Raw genomic sequence first — 16,764 nt, 5'->3', positions numbered from 1 at the left:
ATTTTATCGAAAAAAGCAAAGTTACCAAATTAACAGTGGTTTTAATTAATGTATTGTAAAAATTGAGACATGGTAAAAAAATAATGTTTTTAAAGCGTTTTTTTTACTGTATTGTATTCGGTTATAATATCGGTTATAACTTCTTTTGCTGATTTTATTTCGTTAATTAATCCAGCAATTTGACCAATTTCTAGCTCTCCATTTTCTACGTCGCCTTCAAAAATTCCTTTTTTTGCTCTCGCTCTGCCTAATAATTCTTTTAAATCTTCTGTTGTTGGGTTTTGTTTATACAATTCTTGTACCTCAGTATAAAATTTATTTTTCACCAACCGTACAGGGGTTAACTCTTTTAAGGTTAATAGGGTGTCGCCGTCTTTTACATCAATAATTGTTTGTTTAAAATTTTGATGTGCAGAAGATTCTTTGGTTGCAGCAAATCGACTGCCAATTTGTACGCCATCGGCACCTAGAGCCATTGCGGCTAACATACCTCTGCCCGAAGCAATTCCGCCTGCAGCTATTATAGGAATTTTTACCTGTTGTTTTACCATTGGAATTAACGTAAAGGTAGTGGTTTCTTCACGCCCATTGTGTCCACCAGCTTCAAAACCTTCACATACTATAGCATCTACACCTGCCGCTTCTGCTTTTAAAGCAAACTTTACCGAACTAACCACATGCACTACGGTAATACCTTTTTCTTTTAAAAAAGGAGTCCATGTTTTAGGATTTCCAGCAGAGGTAAATACAATTTTAACTTTTTCGCTTATAATGATATCTATAATTTTTTCAATATCTGGATACAACATCGGCACATTTACCCCAAAAGGTTTATCGGTTGCTTTTTTACATTTTTTAATATGTTCTTGCAATACATCAGGGTACATAGAACCTGCACCAATTAATCCTAATCCGCCAGCATTAGAAACTGCCGAAGCTAATTTGTAACCAGAAACCCAAACCATTCCTCCTTGAACAATAGGGTAGGTGATATTAAAAAGTTTTGAAATGGTTTGTGTCATTTATTTTTTTACTAATAAAATATTTTTGTGTTGATTTTTATGTTGAATTTGGACTAAATATATACCACTTGATAAATGAGAAATCGCTATATTTTTTGATAGGTTTGTGGTGCTAAGTAGTTGTTCGCCTAAAAGTGAAAATATTTTTAATTGATAATTAGATTGATCTTCATTTATTTTAAAATGAATAGTATCTGTAGCAGGATTTGGATAAACAACAACATTCGTAAAATCGTTATTAGAATTTGAAATAGTTAGTGTTTGTTTTGCTAATTCAAAATTAGGAATACCATAACCATAATGAGCATCTGGGGTGTTGTATTTATCGGAAGATTGTTTTATTGCTTCAACTATTTCGGTATGTGTTTTATTAGGAAAGGCTTGCCAAAAACAGGCAACTACGCCAGCTAAAATAGGCGAAGAAAAAGAGGTTCCGTTTGCCGTAGCAGGTGTTCCGTATTGGTAATGAATAACATAAGCAGCTTGCCCTTGTGCTAAAACATCGGGTTTTACCCTTCCGTCAACTGTAGGGCCGTATGAACTAAAATTAGCTATTGTTTTTGATGCGTCTACAGCACCAACAGCCAATACATTTTCAGCATCTGCTGGGGCACCAACATATTTCCAGCTACTATTTCCAGAATTTCCGACAGAGTTTACTAAAACCATACCTCTTGAAGCACCAATTTCAGCTCCTCTACTGATAAAAGTTGTTTTACCATCCATGTCGCTATACGTATAATTGTAATTAGCGTTGTCAAAAGTGGTGTATCCTAACGAGGTATTAATTACATCAACCCCTAAACTATCGGCTTTTTCAGCCGCTTCAACCCATAAACTTTCTTCTAAAGGAACTTCTCGTGAAGTATCTTCAGAAACAAACAAGTAAAACGAAGCATCAGGAGCTGTGCCTACAAACTGCCCGTCAATATACCCGCCAATATCTGATAACACATGTGTTCCGTGCGAGCTTCCCGTATAAAAATTAGTACTTCTATTTACAAAATTATAACCACCTAAAATTTGATTATTGTCGCGTAAACGCTGAAATGCGGCTAATGTGTTTGCATTGGTAAAACCCGCGTCGATAATAGCTATTTGCATTCCACTCCCCGTAAAACCTTGTTGATGTAAAAAATCACCATGTAACATTTTTATTTGGTTAGCGGCATTACCATAGTTAAATTCGGTTATGGTTTCTGTAAACTTTTGTTGTTGCTTTGCAACCGTTGTTGTTTTAGCACTTACAGCTATCGATTTATTGGCAAATTCTATATTTTTTATAAAAGAATAATTTGATTTTAAATTAGTTATAGCACTTTCTGTGCCTTGAATATGTAATGCGTTTAACCATTTAGATTTTGCTAAAACTGTAATTCCTGTTGCATTTTTTATTTGATTGTAATAATTAATGTCTACGGGTACATCTTTATCATCTAAGGCTATATTTTGTTTTTCTCTTCGGTCTAAAGCGCGTTGCGACAACATAGTTAATGGGTTTGCTATATAGCTAGCTGCATTTGGTTTATTGTTAAAAAACACCCAAGCATCTTCTTGAGAAAAAGAACAAATAGAAACTAAAAGACCAATAAAAAGAAGTGTGTTTTTATTCATTTTAGTTTTTTAAAATAATAAAATAACCTACTTAAACCCTAAAGAGATAGGTTGGTCTAAAATACAAAATTTTATTTAGCTTTTACTGCCGTTATGAAATTACGCCAGAACCTAATAATTCTTCACCATTGTACCAAGCTACAAATTGCCCTTCTTGTATAGCAGATTGTGGGTTTTCGAATGCTACAAATAGTCCGTTTTCAACTTTATATAAAGTAGCTTTTTCTAAAGGCTGTCGATAGCGAATTCTAGCTTTTACTTCCATAGATTCGCCATTTTGCAGGGTTAAATCTTCACGTATCCAATGTAATTCATTATTAAAAACAAATAGTACATTTCGATATAAACCAGGATGATTTTTTCCTTCACCAGCATAAATAATATTTGTTTCTACATCAGTTTCAATTACAAAAAGAGGTTCTTTGGTACCGCCAACAGCAAGACCTTTTCGTTGCCCCTTTGTAAAATAATGAGCCCCTTGATGTGTGCCTACCATTTTTCCGTCGGTTGCTTTGTATGAATATTTTGCTGACTTGTATTTTAATTCTTCTAATTTATTTGAAAAATTAGGAACGACTTTGGTATATTGATTAAAGTTGTTAGGAATTTGAACGATATTTCCGTTTTTGGGTTCTAGTTTTTGTTGTAAAAATTCAGGTAACCGAACTTTACCTATAAAGCATAAACCTTGGCTGTCTTTTTTGTTAGCGGTAATTAAATCGGCTTTTTTAGCAATTTCTCTAACTTCAGGTTTTGTTAATTCACCTATAGGAAAAAGGGCTTTAGCTAGTTGCTTTTGCGATAATTGACATAGAAAGTATGATTGATCTTTATTAGAGTCTTTACCTGCTAATAATTTGTAAATTGTTTTTCCGTTACTTGTTTCTTCTTCTTTTCTACAGTAATGCCCAGTTGCTACATAATCGGCACCTAAATTTAAGGCAATGTTCATAAAAACATCGAATTTAATTTCTCTATTGCATAACACGTCGGGGTTGGGTGTACGTCCTTTTTCGTACTCATTAAACATGTAGTCAACAATGCGCTTTTTATATTGTTCGCTTAAATCGATAACTTGAAACGGAATATTTAATTTCTCGGCAACAATCATAGCGTCGTTACTATCTTCTAACCACGGACATTCATTAGAAATAGTAACGCTATCATCGTGCCAGTTTTTCATAAATAGCCCTATTACTTCATAGCCTTGCTCTTTTAATAAGTAGGCGGTTACACTACTATCTACACCACCAGAAAGTCCTACAATAACTCGTTTCATTTTTTTTAAATTATGCGGAGCAAATTTACAAATAACTATGGTATTTTATAGAAACAATAGATTTTACTATTTCTGGTAGTTTAGTTATACTTGTGTTTAGGAATAGAAAAGATTTCTTTTTTTTTCTTAGAAACTACTTTACCCTCAATATAATATTTCCATTTACCTACTCTTTTGCCATTTTTGTAATTTCCAGTTTCTTTTAAGTTTCCTTTTAAATCAAAAAACTTAGCTAATCCGTTTGCTTTGTTTTTTTTGTAGGTAATTAGTTCAATTAAAACGCCTTGGTCGCTATATTTTTTTGAAACCCCATTTTTTAATCCATTTTTGTAAGGTATTTCTTCTGTTTTTTTACCGTTTTGATAGTAGTTTATTAATTTTCCATTTAGTTTTCCGTCAACATAATTTTCTTCAGAGAGTAATTTGCCATTGCTAAAGTAATATTCCCAACAACCTATTCTTTTTTTGCCAATCATTTGCCCCTTACTTTGTAATTTTCCATCTGAAGTAAAGTATTGTACCTTGGCAATATTTGATGTTTCAGAAAATATTTTAATACTAGTGGGGTGGTTTTCATTTGTTATAGAAAAAAATTTAAAAACACCGATTTCTTTACCGTGTTTAAAATTTCCGATATAGCGAGGTTGTCCGTTTTCATAGTATTTTTCCCAAAGGCCATCTCGATTTCCGTTGGCATCAAATGCATTTGTTTTTTGAGCAAAAATATTTTGGTTTGTAAAAAAACAAACAATAACGACTACAAAAAGTAATACTCTCTTTATATTTATCATCATAAAATGGTTGTAAAGATATACAGTAAATGGTAAATCAACAGCTCAAAGAGCTACTTTTTGATATAAATACCCCCTCACGTATAAATCGTAATAAGGCTGCAAATATTGTGTGGGATAACCCTATTTTATTTAACGATTTAATTAATATGGTTTTTGAAGTTGATAATAAACAATCTGTAAAAGCAGCTTGGGTTTTAGAACGAATTTGCATTGATAAAGGCTTAACAATTTTATTGCCTTATATTGATTTTTTTACCCAACATATTGCTGAATTGCATTTTGATTCAGCGGTTAGATCTTGTGCTAAAATTTGTGAGCAAATGGCCATAGCCTATACCTCTGAACAAACAAACGAGGTAAAAAATAAATTGAAACAAACGCATATCGAAACAATTGTAGAAACTGGTTTTGATTGGTTGATAACACCACAAAAAACCGCTGTAAAAGCTTATACGATGCAAACTTTATACTTGTTTGGATTGCAAAAAAGTTGGATTCATCCAGAACTTGAATATTTAATAAGTACTCAGGTTATTCACCAAAGTAAAGGCTGTACAGCTCGTGGAAAAAAAATTTTACACCTAATAACCAAGCAACAGAAGAAAAGTTTTTAGATAAAGCTTTATTAAGCGTATAGTTATTTTTACTTTTGCATTTTTCAACCTAATCTTAAAAGATGAATTTAACAGAATTAAATGCTATTTCACCTATTGATGGTAGATACCGTAATAAGGTAGCTGATTTAGCAACCTATTTTTCAGAAAAGGCATTAATACAATATCGAGTAAAAGTAGAAATTGAATATTTTATTGCTTTGTGTGAAATTCCGTTACCTCAATTAACTAATTTCGATAAAAGCTTGTATAAAGATTTACGTGAAATTTATCAAAATTTTTCTACTAAAGATGCGCAAGATATAAAAGAAATAGAAAAGGTTACGAATCATGATGTTAAGGCGGTTGAGTATTTTATAAAAAAACGATTTGATTTATTAAATCTACAGCCGTATAAAGAGTTTATTCATTTTGGATTAACCTCTCAAGATATAAATAATACAGCGATTCCGTTATCGGTAAAAGATGCTGTAGAAGAAGTATATTATCCAGCTTTAGATGAGTTAATTAATAAATTAGCTAGTTTAGCTGAAGAATGGAAGAATGTACCCATGCTAGCGAGAACACATGGGCAACCTGCCTCACCAACTCGATTAGGTAAAGAAATAGAAGTTTTTATCGTACGTTTAAAAGAACAGTTAGCATTACTTAAAAACATACCTCATGCTGCAAAATTTGGTGGAGCTACAGGTAATTTTAATGCACATAAAGTTGCTTATTCAGCAATAGATTGGAAAAAATTTGGAACTCAATTTGTTGAGAATGTTTTAAAATTACATCATTCGTTTCCAACAACTCAAATAGAGCATTATGATTATATGGCTGCATTGTATGATGGCTTAAAGCGTATTAATACTATTTTGATTGATTTAGATCGAGACGTTTGGACTTATGTTTCGATTGATTATTTTAAACAAAAAATTAAAAAAGGAGAAGTAGGTTCGTCTGCGATGCCGCACAAAGTAAACCCTATTGATTTTGAAAATTCTGAAGGTAACCTAGGTATAGCTAATGCACTTTTTGAACATTTAGCAGCGAAATTACCTGTTTCTAGATTGCAGCGCGATTTAACAGATAGCACTGTATTGCGTAATATAGGTGTTCCGTTTGGGCATACTTTAATTGCCTTGGCATCAACCTTAAAAGGGCTGAATAAATTGGTGTTAAACAAAGAAAAGTTAGAAGAAGATTTAGAAAATAACTGGGCAGTTGTTGCCGAAGCAATCCAAACCATTTTACGTCGCGAAGCTTATCCAAATGCCTATGAAGTTTTAAAAGGATTAACCCGTACTAATGAAAAAATAAATAAGCAATCTATTGCTAATTTTATAGATACTTTAGAGGTTTCAGCATCTATTAAAAACGAGTTAAAACAAATAACGCCGTCTAATTATACAGGTATATAATTTATGAAGTTGCTAAAAACATCCCATAAATCAATAATACATAACCGTAGCTTTATGGCTTTGATTACAGCTGTAAAAGTATTTAGTTTGATACTTGTTTTTTTGAGTATTTACTCTTGTAATTTTTCAAAAAAAGGTAATCCTGAACGGTTTAAAATAGGAAAGTTTGAAATACCAGCGGGTAAAGGCTACAGTAAAACAGCAATAACAAGAATTGATAGTTTACAAATTGAAGAATATACCAAGTATATTAACATTTCTAGCGATAGCTCGGTTAGTGTAAAAAAAGAAAAGCATATTGATACCTTATTTATAAAGTGGAAAAATAATTTTTCGTACACTTTACAAATGAAAAACCCAAAAAAAGAATTAGATAAAGACCCTATTTTTGTTCAAATTACAAAGGTTACCGATACTTCATATAATTTTACGGCTAAAATAGGTTATTCAAATTATAAACAAAACGGAACTATTTTTATAGCTAAAAAAGATAAGAAAAACTAATAAACATATAGCCCTACTATGCGCCTTAGTGTTATTTATTCCACTAATAACACAGGTGTTTCATGCTTTTGAAAAACATGAAAAAGAGCTTGTTTGTAAATCAGTTACCGATCATCATATACATAAAAAGGGTAAGCATTGTATTACCCTACAATGGCATTTTCAGCCATATGTAGTAAAAATTCCAACAGCCGAATTAGCCTTTTTACCAAACTTTTATACTAAGGTTTTTAATAAAACTTCAGGTATAGTTGAAGATGTTTGTTTACTCTATAAATCTTCTAGAGCACCTCCTTATTTTACCGTTTAATTCAGGTTAATAGTTCAATGTAAAATAGCTTTGTTTTTTTATATAATTACCGTGTTATAGAAAAATAAAGTAAAATCAATCATAAAAAATCATGATAAAAAAAATGATGTATATCCTATGTTGCATAGGGTATTCAGCTATATATTCGCAAAATACTTTAAAAGGAAAAATAACTGATACCGATAATAATCCGTTGTTAGGAGTAGAAATTTATGCTCCGTACATACATAAAGGAGGCACTACTGATGAAAAAGGAGGGTATGAGTTGAAAAATATACCTAATGGTCAAGTAACCATTAATGTTACCTATTTAGGTTTTAAAACCATTACAAAAAAATTAAATTTTAACAATAAAGATATCGTTTTAGATTTTAAATTAGAAGAATCTGTTTTTACAATGGATGAGGTAATTGTATCTACGCCATTTAATAAATTACAATCGCAAAATGTTGTAAAAGTAATACGATTATCGGCAAGATCGCTTCAAAAAATGGGAGTGCCTACATTAGCAGAAGGGCTTACCAATATTCCTGGAGTATCACAAGTTACAACAGGGCAAGGTATTGGAAAACCTGTAATTAGGGGGTTAAGTGGTAACCGAGTGGTAGTGTATGCTCAAGGCGTGCGATTAGAAAATCAGCAGTTTGGTAGTGAGCATGGTTTAGGGGTTAGTGATACAGGGATAGAAAGTGTTGAGGTAATAAAAGGTCCCGCTTCGTTATTGTACGGTTCAGATGCCTTAGGAGGTGTTTTGTATATTAATCCTGAAAAATTTGCTTCAGAAAATGAACAGAAAATTTTAGTAAACCAGCGTTTTTTTAGTAATACTATAGGCAGTAATTCTTCAGTAGGAATAAAAGCCTCTGGAGATGTTTGGAAATTTTTAGCTCGTGCAACATATGCTTTTCATTCTGATTATAAAATTCCTACTCAGCAACGGGTTACTAATACACGATTTAAAGAAAAAGACATAAAATTTGGAGTAGGGTTTAATAAAACCAATTTTGCTTCAGAGTTTCGGTATAATTTTAATAATTCTAAAATAGGTTTAACCGACGGAATAGGGGAGCAAACCATTACTACAAACATAGAGCTTCCGTATCAAGATATTGACAATCAAATTTTTAGTTTACACAATCATTTGTTTTTTGAAAATTCGAAATTAGATTTTGATTTTGGGTATACCCTTAATAACAGAAAAGAATTTGAAGAGCCTGATAATATTCAGCAAGAAAATAATGAAGTAAATACTGCTTCGCTTAGCATGAAATTGGCAACATTTAGTTATGATGCAAAATATCATTTTCCGAAATTTAATAAAATAGAAACTATTTTAGGGGTACAAGGTATGCACCAAACCAATACTAATTTTGGAGAAGAAATTTTGATTCCGAATGCTAAAATTAACGATTTTGGGTTATTTACGACTGCCGATTATAACTGGCAAAACAAAACAATACAAGCAGGTGTGCGATTTGATAATCGCTCTATTAACACCGAATACCACGAAGTAATATCAGATAATAATGATAAACGTATTTTTAATAAAATTGATAAATCGTTTAAAAGTATTACCGCTTCGGTAGGATTAAAAGCTACATTATTTAAAAAAATACAAACTCGATTAAATTTAGCTAGTGGTTTTAGAGCCCCCAATTTAGCTGAATTAACCTCTAATGGTATACATGAAGGGACTAATCGTTTTGAAATAGGAAATGCAAATTTAAAAACAGAAAAAAGTACACAAGCAGATGTTTCTTTTGAATATGAAGTAGAGCATTTTGAAGTGTTTGCTAATGGTTTTTACAATCGATTAAACGATTATATCTATATTTCTCCAACTCAAACCTATATAGAGGGAAAACCTGCCTATCAATATCAACAAAACGATGCAAAATTATACGGCGGAGAGTTTGGCTTTCACTTGCATCCACACCCATTAGATTGGTTGCATTTAGAAAGCACTTTTGAAATGGTAGTAGGCAAGCAAGATAATGGTAATTATTTACCTTTAATACCTGCCAATACATGGAAAAATACATTAAGAACTGAATTTGATTTTAACCATTGGCTACAACAAGGATATGCCTCTATAAGTTTACATAGTACTTTTGCACAAAATAAAATTAGTGAATTTGAAACCAAAACTGCAGGCTATAATCTTGTAAATGTTGGTGTTGGGGGTGATTTAATTTTAGGGAAAATAAAATTAAATACAACAATATCAGTCGATAATTTGTTTGATAAAAAATACATTAACCATTTGTCGCGTTTAAAGCAAGACGGAATATTAAATGCAGGAAGAAATTTAGTCGTTGGGGTTCGATTTTTGTTGTAACGACTGACACATGTAAAAAAATAAAAAAGCAACTAATGTTTTTAAAAACTTAGTTGCTTTTTTAAATATTTAGACTCTAAATACATACCTGTTTTATGTATGCGTTATTTAGAATTTCAGCATTTTTATAAGTAAAATTACTCTTTAATTGCAATTATACTTATTTCTACGTTTACAAATTTTGGCAAATTAGCTACCTCTACTGTTTCACGCGCAGGAGCTGTTTTTTCATTAAAATATGTGCCATAAACAGCATTTATTTTAGTAAAATTGTGCATGTCTGAAATAAAAATAGACGTTTTTACTATATTTTCAAAAGTCATATCAGCAGCTGTTAATACTGCTTTTATGTTTTCCATTACTTGCTTTGTTTCAGCCTCTATTGAATCTAAAACTAGTTCACCAGTTTTTGGGTTTAAAGCTATTTGACCAGAAGCATATAAGGTATTTCCGCTCAAAACAGCTTGGTTATATGGACCAATTGGTGCAGGTGCATTTTGGGTTGTGATTATTTTTTTCATTCGAATAAATTAAATTGCGATTATTTGTTTTTATTTATTAATATAACACCCTGTCAGGAGGTTTTGTTTTATCCCATTTAAGATCATTTAAAATACTAGATTTTACACCGATATAAAAATAATATGATGAATTTAATCCAAAAGGAGTCCAATTAAAATTAAACTGCCAACTGTCTAAATCTCTAGAAAAATTGAGTCGTGTATAGGTAAAACCATTATTTTTAATATCGTAACCAGAAGAAAATCCAACTTTCCATTTAGGAGTTAGTTCTATATTACCACTAAACATTAATGAATTTTGACTAATACCACTAGTAATTCCGTTATTACTATAGTTCATAGAGTAGGCTAAACCGATAGACCAAGGTATTTTTGCTTTATAAAGTTCAGTTGTTTCGGTTTTATTATTTAAATTATGGTTACTAATATTATTAGTAGTAGGCATTTTTTCGCCAAATACATCAGGTGTGTTTTGTGCGCCGTTTCCACTTTTTTTAGTTTTGTCTTCTTTTTTTTCAAAATCTTTACTTGAAATAGAATAGTTCATGGTTGCGCCAATATTGTTAAGTCTAAGAATATTGGTGTTAAATTTATTAATTCTTTGCCCTTGGCTATTTACTTGATAGGGGTCTAATATTGCATGTAAATTTAATGCCAGTTTATCTTTAAAAAGACGTGTTCCAGCGCTTGCATTTACGGTGCTCCACCGTAAACTATCAGCAGCAATGTTATAGCTTGTGCTAAAATTTAAATTGTTTAATAGGGTTATTTTTTCATCTTCTTTTTCACTATCAGTATCTTTTGGAGCAACTTTAGCTTCTAAAACATTATCTAGAGAAATTCCAATCGAATTAGAGACACCTCTTCCAGGCTGTCCATATATACCATTTTCAAACGGAGAATAAGTTTGTATATCGGTAGGGTCAATACTTTGTTGTACTTGTAAATTGTATTTTGAGCCCAAATCGGGTCGATAATTCCAAGAAATAGAAGGTCTTATGGTATGTCTAATTGCTTTTAATCTTCCTTTTTTCAAGTTAAAAGTACCGTAAATTTGTGTGCCTAATGATATACCGCCACCATACTCATTAAATCTAGTAAAACCATTAATGGTGTCGTTTACTGCAGCTCCTAGTGAACCATCGCTATTAACTATGGTTGCATCGAAGTGTTTGTTTATTTTGTCGAAATACCATACATCTTTATATGATATGCTTGGTGATAAGGTAAAGTATTTAAATGCTTTAATATTGGTGCTAGCACTTAAATTGTGTTTTAGACCCGTTTTGGCACTTTTAAACATTTCGGGTTTGAAAAATAAACTATCTTTTGTGTTTATTCTATATTCACCTTGCATGCTATAGTTTATACCAATTTTTTGAATGGGTTTTTTTTGTGTGCCTCCCTTGCCTTGAAATGGGTTAATACGTTCCATATTAACTTGTAGCGACGGAAAGGTCATAGAAATATCTTCGGTATTGGTGTTTTGCGAATGTGTTGCTGTAAGACTCATGTTGAAAGGAGTGCCTACAAATTTTTTATAATATGAAATAGATGAACTTAAGGTGTTGTTTAAGTATTGAGAATTATTAAACTCATTTATTGATTGCCTATAATATTTGCTGCTACCTAAATTAACCGAAGCTGAAAAACGAGAATTTGGACTCGATTTACTATCTTGGCTATGGCTCCATTGAATATTGAAATTAGACGATTTACTGTAATCACTTAAGCCCTTAATACTTCTTTTAATATTTTCAAATCGAAAACTAAAATTACCACTAAATTTGTATCGTACTTTGTAGGTTGATTGCGTTCTAACCCCCCAACTTCCGTTGGTATATAAATCTCCTAAAACGGTTAGGTCTACGTAGTCGCTTATCGGAAAATAATATCCGCCATTTTGTAAAAAATATCCTTGCGAATTGCTTTCACCCCAAGAAGGAATAATAAAACCAGAAGAGCGTTTAGCGGTTAAAGGAAAATAAGCGAAAGGCAAATAAATAGGGGTAGGAACATCGGCAATTACTAAATCGCTACCTCCTACAATAATTTTTTTACCAGGTATTAGTTTGGCTTTGTTTGTTGCAATATAAAAATCGGGCTTGTCTTTTTCAGAGGTGGTAAATCGAAGTTTACGCATATAAATAGTAGAGTCGTTTACCCGTTTGGTTTTTTCACCATACGTAATAATACCACTTTGCACAGTTTTAACTCCGTAAATTAAAGCTTTATTTGTTTTAAAATTATATATGATTGAATCTTGTTCAGACTCTTGGTCATCTTGCTTAAAAATAGGTTTTTGGTGGTATCCTAAACTATCTTTTATTCCTTTAGCGTACACCGTATTGTTTTTGTAATCTACAATAATAATACCCGCCTTAAGATCGATATTGGTGTATGTTACGTGTGCTTTATCGTAAAGCGTTACGGTTTCATCTTTAGCATTTTGAATACTATATCCTTCAGCATCATGTGTTATTAAACCCTCTATAATTTCTTTTGGTTTTATAGAATCGTTAATAAGGGTGTCTTTATTTTTTAGTAATAAACTATCGCGATTTTTGGTTAGAATACTGTCTTTTTTGATAGATGGTAATGTATCTTTTTTGATATTTTGTGTAGGTATTTTACTACGACCAATTTCTTGTGAATATACAGATTGTACACAAAAAATGCCTAGAAATAAAAGAATGTAAGATACATTTGTTTGCAATGCTATAAATACTATTTTTGTAAGTAGGTAAAAATATGGCTCAATTGTTGAAACACCAAATTTGAAAGGTCAAAATTAAATAATTTTACTGATGCAATTTTTAGAAACTTATAAATTTAATTTGTTAACAAAATATTTTTCTTTTTTACTAGTTTTTTTTAGTCTTTTTCTTCATTCTTTTACTGTAGAAGCTCAAAAGCAATATGTGGTTGTTTTAGATGCAGGCCATGGTGGTCACGATCCAGGTAAAGTAGGGTATAAGGGTTATAAAGAAAAAGATGTGGCTCTTAAAATTACACTGTTAGTTGGTAAATTATTAACAGCTAATGAAAACGTAAAGGTTGTATATACCCGAAAAAAAGATGTGTTTGTTGATTTATGGAAAAGAGGCGATATAGCCAATAACGCTAAAGCAGATTTATTTGTTTCAATTCACTGTAATGCACATTATTCACAAGCACATGGTGTTGAAACCTGGGTGTTAGGCTTAAATGCAAATAAGAAAAATTTTGAAGTAGCCAAACGAGAAAACTCGGTAATATTACTCGAAGATAATTATAAAGAAAAGTATGAGGGGTTTGACCCACACTCTCCAGAATCTGTAATCGGGTTAACTCTAATGCAAGAAGAAAACTTAGATAAAAGTTTATCGTTAGCAAGTATTATTCAGCAGAATTTAACAACAAAATTAAAACGAACCAATCGAGGGGTAAAACAAGCAGGGTTTGTAGTTTTATTTCAAACAACAATGCCTAGTGTGCTTATTGAAACAGGTTTTATTACCAATAAAAGTGAGGGAAGCTATTTGCATTCAGCCAAAGGTCAAAAAGCTTTTGCTAATTCTATTGCCAATTCTATAAAAGAATATATACATCATTTGCAAATAAATACAGTAGCCAATACCGCTATTGGTAATGCAACTCGCTCTGATGCTGTTGAGTATAAAATTCAAATTGCATCGTCAAAAAACAAATTGGCTACAAAATCATACAATTTTAAAGGCTTAAAACCTGTAGAAAGAGAACAAGTGGGTAAATACTATAAATATTATTACGGTAATACATCAAATTACAAAGAAATAAAAGCATTTTTAAAAAAAGCAAAAGAAAAAGGATATACTTCTGCATTTATAGTGGCATATAAAAACGGCAAAAAAATATCAGTTTTAGAAGCATCTAAATAACCATTTTTTAAACGATTCTACTATTTTCTAAGAAAAATTATTAGTAATATTGCTTTTGAATAAAAAGCTATTATGTCTAAAGAATTAAAAACAGGAATTATCTCGGTAATTATTATAGGCTTGTTTGTTTGGGGCTATAATTTTTTAAAAAGACAAGATTTATTTTCTGCTACTCAACGAAATTTTTTTATTGAATACAACAGTATTCAAGGGTTAAACAAAGCAAGTCTGGTAACTATAAATGGGCTTCAAGTAGGGCGTGTTGTTGATATACAATTTAATCCAGATATAAAAAAGAGAGGTAAGTTAATCGTTAAAATTTCCCTAGACAACAATTTCAAATTTTCTAAGAAAAGTGTTGCTAAAATTTACTCAGCAAGTTTAATGGGGGGGCAAAATTTGGCTATAATTCCGTCTTACGAAGGTGAAACTGCTGTTTCTGGTGATTATTTAAAAGGCGAAGTAGAGTCAGATATATTTTCATCAGTTAGTGAAAAACTAAACCCTATTCAAGCGAAGTTAGAAAATGTAATTGTAAGCGCCGACTCTTTATTGTCGGGGCTTAATTCTGTTGTAAATGCCGATGCGCGTAAAAGTTTAAATAGAAGCATTATTGGTTTAGAAGGTGTAGTTTCTGACGTTCGAAAAACGATAGCAAATGCGAATACTCTTTTAGATTCTAATAAAGAAAATCTAGAAACAACGATAGCAAATACCAAAAAAATCACTGACGATTTTTCTAAAGTTTCAGCTAATTTAGCTAAGACAGATTTTAATGAAATGACCTTAAAATTAGAGAATACATTACAAAATGTAAACCACGTGTTAGCTAATATAGAAAGCGGAAAAGGTACTTTAGGTAAATTGATGAACGATGATGCAATGTATACCAACCTTACCAATGCATCTAAAGAAATGGAAGAATTGTTACGAGAAATGAAGTTAAACCCTAAACGATTTGTACATTTTTCTCTTTTCGGCAAAAAATCCAAACCATACAATAAAGAAAATAATGCGCAAGACATCAGTAATCAATAAAAGCTGTTAATTTTAAAAATCAATGGAAAACTACCTGTCAAATATCTTTTTTGCTCTTATTTTAATTTTAGCTATAGGTTTTTTTACTAGAAACATTCGTAAGTTAATTAGAAATATTAAGTTAGGAAAACCGATTGACCGAACAGATCATAAACCAGCACGGTGGAAAAATATGGCAAAAATTGCTTTAGGGCAATACAAAATGGTACGGCGCCCCATATCAGGTATTTTACACATAATAGTATATCTTGGTTTTATTATTATAAATATTGAGGTTTTAGAAATTATAATTGATGGTTTGCTAGGCACGCATCGTGTTTTTCAGCCGTTATTGGGCACTACTTTTTATGGGTTTTTAATAGGTACTTTTGAAATATTAGCTGCTTTAGTTTACCTAGCTGTAATTATTTTTTGGTTGCGTAGAAATATTGTTCGAATACCTAGGTTTTGGAGTAAAGAAATGAAGGGTTGGCCTAAAAAAGATGCCAATTTAATTCTGTATTTCGAAATGATTTTAATGACATTGTTTTTGATAATGAATGCAACTGATGTTCCGTTTCAACAAGCGGGGGTTGGTAACCCGATTAGTCAGTTTGTTGCGCCTTGGTTTAGTAATTACTCACCAGAAGCATTACATACTATTGAACAAGCTGCATGGTGGTTTCATATTGTAGGAATTTTAATCTTTTTAAACTACCTATATTATTCTAAACACTTACATATATTATTAGCATTTCCAAATACTTTTTACGCAAAATTAACACCAAAAGGAGAATTAAATAATCTAGAAGCTGTTACAAAAGAAGTTAAAATGATGTTAGATCCTAACATCGACCCGTATGCTACCCCAGAAGAAGGCGAAACAGATGAAACTCCTGAAAAGTTTGGTGCTTCTGATGTTACCGATTTAAATTGGGTTCAGTTAATGAATGCATATACATGTACCGAATGTGGTCGTTGTACTTCTTCATGCCCTGCAAATTTAACAGGTAAAAAATTATCGCCCCGTAAAATAATGATGGACACTCGTGATAGAATAGAAGAAGTGGGTAAAAATATTGATGCTAATGGAGGAATATTTAAAGAAGACGGGAAACAATTATTAAACAATTATATCACACCCGAAGAATTATGGGCATGTACAACCTGTAATGCATGTGTGCAAGAATGCCCTGTAAATATAGACCCATTATCTATTATTATAGAAATGCGTCGTTATTTGGTAATGGAAAAATCGGCAGCTCCTCAAGAGTTAAATATGATGATGACCAATATCGAAAATAATGGAGCTCCTTGGCAATATAGTCAAATGGATAGACTAAACTGGAAAAACGAGTAGCTCAGCAATAATTAGCTGAATTAATGCTTATTCAGTTTAACGAAAAAAACGTAATAAAAGTAAATTTTAATTCGAGTTGCGAATTG

The 16,764-nt window shown here is 31.5% G+C and carries 14 protein-coding genes; 8 read left to right on the top strand and 6 right to left on the bottom strand.

Going from position 1 to position 16,764, the window contains the following annotated elements; translation table 11 throughout:
• Positions 1-89 precede the first annotated feature (89 nt).
• The 4 genes from AB2B44_RS10185 to AB2B44_RS10170 all read right to left on the bottom strand — a co-directional run bounded on the left by AB2B44_RS10185 (position 90) and on the right by AB2B44_RS10170 (position 4,709).
• Complete coding sequence (locus AB2B44_RS10185) at positions 90-1,022, bottom strand: NAD(P)H-dependent flavin oxidoreductase (protein ID WP_369049481.1); 933 nt, start codon at positions 1,020-1,022, stop codon at positions 90-92.
• A complete protein-coding gene (locus AB2B44_RS10180) occupies positions 1,023-2,636 on the bottom strand; it encodes a S8 family serine peptidase (protein ID WP_369049480.1) in 1,614 nt (537 codons plus the stop codon).
• 91 nt (positions 2,637-2,727) lie between these two features.
• Positions 2,728-3,915 carry a tRNA 2-thiouridine(34) synthase MnmA gene (gene mnmA / locus AB2B44_RS10175; RefSeq protein WP_369049479.1) on the bottom strand — a complete coding sequence of 396 codons (1,188 nt, stop codon included), beginning with the start codon at positions 3,913-3,915 and terminating at the stop codon, positions 2,728-2,730.
• A gap of 80 nt (positions 3,916-3,995) precedes the next feature.
• Positions 3,996-4,709: a toxin-antitoxin system YwqK family antitoxin gene (locus tag AB2B44_RS10170; protein WP_369049478.1), complete on the bottom strand. Its 714-nt coding sequence runs from the start codon at positions 4,707-4,709 to the stop codon at positions 3,996-3,998.
• Positions 4,710-4,735: 26 nt separating this feature from the next.
• Here AB2B44_RS10170 and AB2B44_RS10165 point away from each other — a divergent pair, with 26 nt between their 5' ends.
• The 5 genes from AB2B44_RS10165 to AB2B44_RS10145 all read left to right on the top strand — a co-directional run bounded on the left by AB2B44_RS10165 (position 4,736) and on the right by AB2B44_RS10145 (position 9,881).
• Positions 4,736-5,323, top strand: coding sequence for an adenylosuccinate lyase (locus AB2B44_RS10165; RefSeq protein ID WP_369049477.1), 588 nt, complete (start codon positions 4,736-4,738; stop codon positions 5,321-5,323).
• Positions 5,324-5,385: 62 nt separating this feature from the next.
• Entirely contained in the window at positions 5,386-6,729 is a 1,344-nt protein-coding gene (gene purB, locus AB2B44_RS10160; protein WP_369049476.1) for an adenylosuccinate lyase, read from the top strand.
• A gap of 54 nt (positions 6,730-6,783) precedes the next feature.
• Positions 6,784-7,233, top strand: coding sequence for a hypothetical protein (locus AB2B44_RS10155; RefSeq protein WP_369049475.1), 450 nt, complete (start codon positions 6,784-6,786; stop codon positions 7,231-7,233).
• A gap of 28 nt (positions 7,234-7,261) precedes the next feature.
• Positions 7,262-7,543: a hypothetical protein gene (locus AB2B44_RS10150; protein ID WP_369049474.1), complete on the top strand. Its 282-nt coding sequence runs from the start codon at positions 7,262-7,264 to the stop codon at positions 7,541-7,543.
• A 103-nt stretch (positions 7,544-7,646) separates the two neighbouring features.
• Positions 7,647-9,881 (top strand): TonB-dependent receptor, encoded by a 2,235-nt coding sequence (locus AB2B44_RS10145; RefSeq protein WP_369049473.1) that lies wholly within the window; start codon positions 7,647-7,649, stop codon positions 9,879-9,881.
• 137 nt (positions 9,882-10,018) lie between these two features.
• Here the strand turns inward: AB2B44_RS10145 and AB2B44_RS10140 are convergent, their stop codons facing one another.
• Both AB2B44_RS10140 and AB2B44_RS10135 read right to left on the bottom strand, forming a co-directional pair.
• Positions 10,019-10,402 carry a Rid family detoxifying hydrolase gene (locus AB2B44_RS10140; RefSeq protein ID WP_369049472.1) on the bottom strand — a complete coding sequence of 128 codons (384 nt, stop codon included), beginning with the start codon at positions 10,400-10,402 and terminating at the stop codon, positions 10,019-10,021.
• A gap of 37 nt (positions 10,403-10,439) precedes the next feature.
• Positions 10,440-13,118: a putative LPS assembly protein LptD gene (locus AB2B44_RS10135; RefSeq protein ID WP_369049471.1), complete on the bottom strand. Its 2,679-nt coding sequence runs from the start codon at positions 13,116-13,118 to the stop codon at positions 10,440-10,442.
• Between the two features lie 91 nt (positions 13,119-13,209).
• Here AB2B44_RS10135 and AB2B44_RS10130 point away from each other — a divergent pair, with 91 nt between their 5' ends.
• From AB2B44_RS10130 to AB2B44_RS10120, 3 genes are all read left to right on the top strand, one after another.
• On the top strand, positions 13,210-14,301 hold the full coding sequence (locus tag AB2B44_RS10130) for an N-acetylmuramoyl-L-alanine amidase (protein ID WP_369049470.1): 1,092 nt from the start codon (positions 13,210-13,212) through the stop codon (positions 14,299-14,301).
• 72 nt (positions 14,302-14,373) lie between these two features.
• Positions 14,374-15,339, top strand: coding sequence for an MlaD family protein (locus AB2B44_RS10125; RefSeq protein ID WP_369049469.1), 966 nt, complete (start codon positions 14,374-14,376; stop codon positions 15,337-15,339).
• Positions 15,340-15,361: 22 nt separating this feature from the next.
• Positions 15,362-16,678 (top strand): 4Fe-4S dicluster domain-containing protein, encoded by a 1,317-nt coding sequence (locus AB2B44_RS10120; RefSeq protein ID WP_369049468.1) that lies wholly within the window; start codon positions 15,362-15,364, stop codon positions 16,676-16,678.
• The last annotated feature ends 86 nt before the right edge of the window (positions 16,679-16,764 follow it).

Origin of the sequence: Tenacibaculum sp. UWU-22 (assembly GCF_041021355.1) — a bacterium.
Classification (GTDB): domain Bacteria; phylum Bacteroidota; class Bacteroidia; order Flavobacteriales; family Flavobacteriaceae; genus Polaribacter.
Note: the sequence above shows the minus strand (reverse complement) of the source record. Positions and strands in the feature narration are given on the sequence as shown.

What these genes read in the sequence shown, in the direction of transcription:
- AB2B44_RS10185 (WP_369049481.1), bottom strand. Translation starts at nt 1,022, where the DNA reads ATGACACAAACCATTTCAAAACTTTTTAATATCACCTACCCTATTGTT.
- AB2B44_RS10155 (WP_369049475.1), top strand. Translation starts at nt 6,784, where the DNA reads ATGGCTTTGATTACAGCTGTAAAAGTATTTAGTTTGATACTTGTTTTT.
- mnmA (WP_369049479.1), bottom strand. Translation starts at nt 3,915, where the DNA reads ATGAAACGAGTTATTGTAGGACTTTCTGGTGGTGTAGATAGTAGTGTA.
- AB2B44_RS10145 (WP_369049473.1), top strand. Translation starts at nt 7,647, where the DNA reads ATGATGTATATCCTATGTTGCATAGGGTATTCAGCTATATATTCGCAA.
- AB2B44_RS10120 (WP_369049468.1), top strand. Translation starts at nt 15,362, where the DNA reads ATGGAAAACTACCTGTCAAATATCTTTTTTGCTCTTATTTTAATTTTA.
- AB2B44_RS10170 (WP_369049478.1), bottom strand. Translation starts at nt 4,709, where the DNA reads ATGATGATAAATATAAAGAGAGTATTACTTTTTGTAGTCGTTATTGTT.
- AB2B44_RS10140 (WP_369049472.1), bottom strand. Translation starts at nt 10,402, where the DNA reads ATGAAAAAAATAATCACAACCCAAAATGCACCTGCACCAATTGGTCCA.
- AB2B44_RS10130 (WP_369049470.1), top strand. Translation starts at nt 13,210, where the DNA reads ATGCAATTTTTAGAAACTTATAAATTTAATTTGTTAACAAAATATTTT.
- AB2B44_RS10180 (WP_369049480.1), bottom strand. Translation starts at nt 2,636, where the DNA reads ATGAATAAAAACACACTTCTTTTTATTGGTCTTTTAGTTTCTATTTGT.
- AB2B44_RS10125 (WP_369049469.1), top strand. Translation starts at nt 14,374, where the DNA reads ATGTCTAAAGAATTAAAAACAGGAATTATCTCGGTAATTATTATAGGC.
- purB (WP_369049476.1), top strand. Translation starts at nt 5,386, where the DNA reads ATGAATTTAACAGAATTAAATGCTATTTCACCTATTGATGGTAGATAC.
- AB2B44_RS10165 (WP_369049477.1), top strand. Translation starts at nt 4,736, where the DNA reads ATGGTAAATCAACAGCTCAAAGAGCTACTTTTTGATATAAATACCCCC.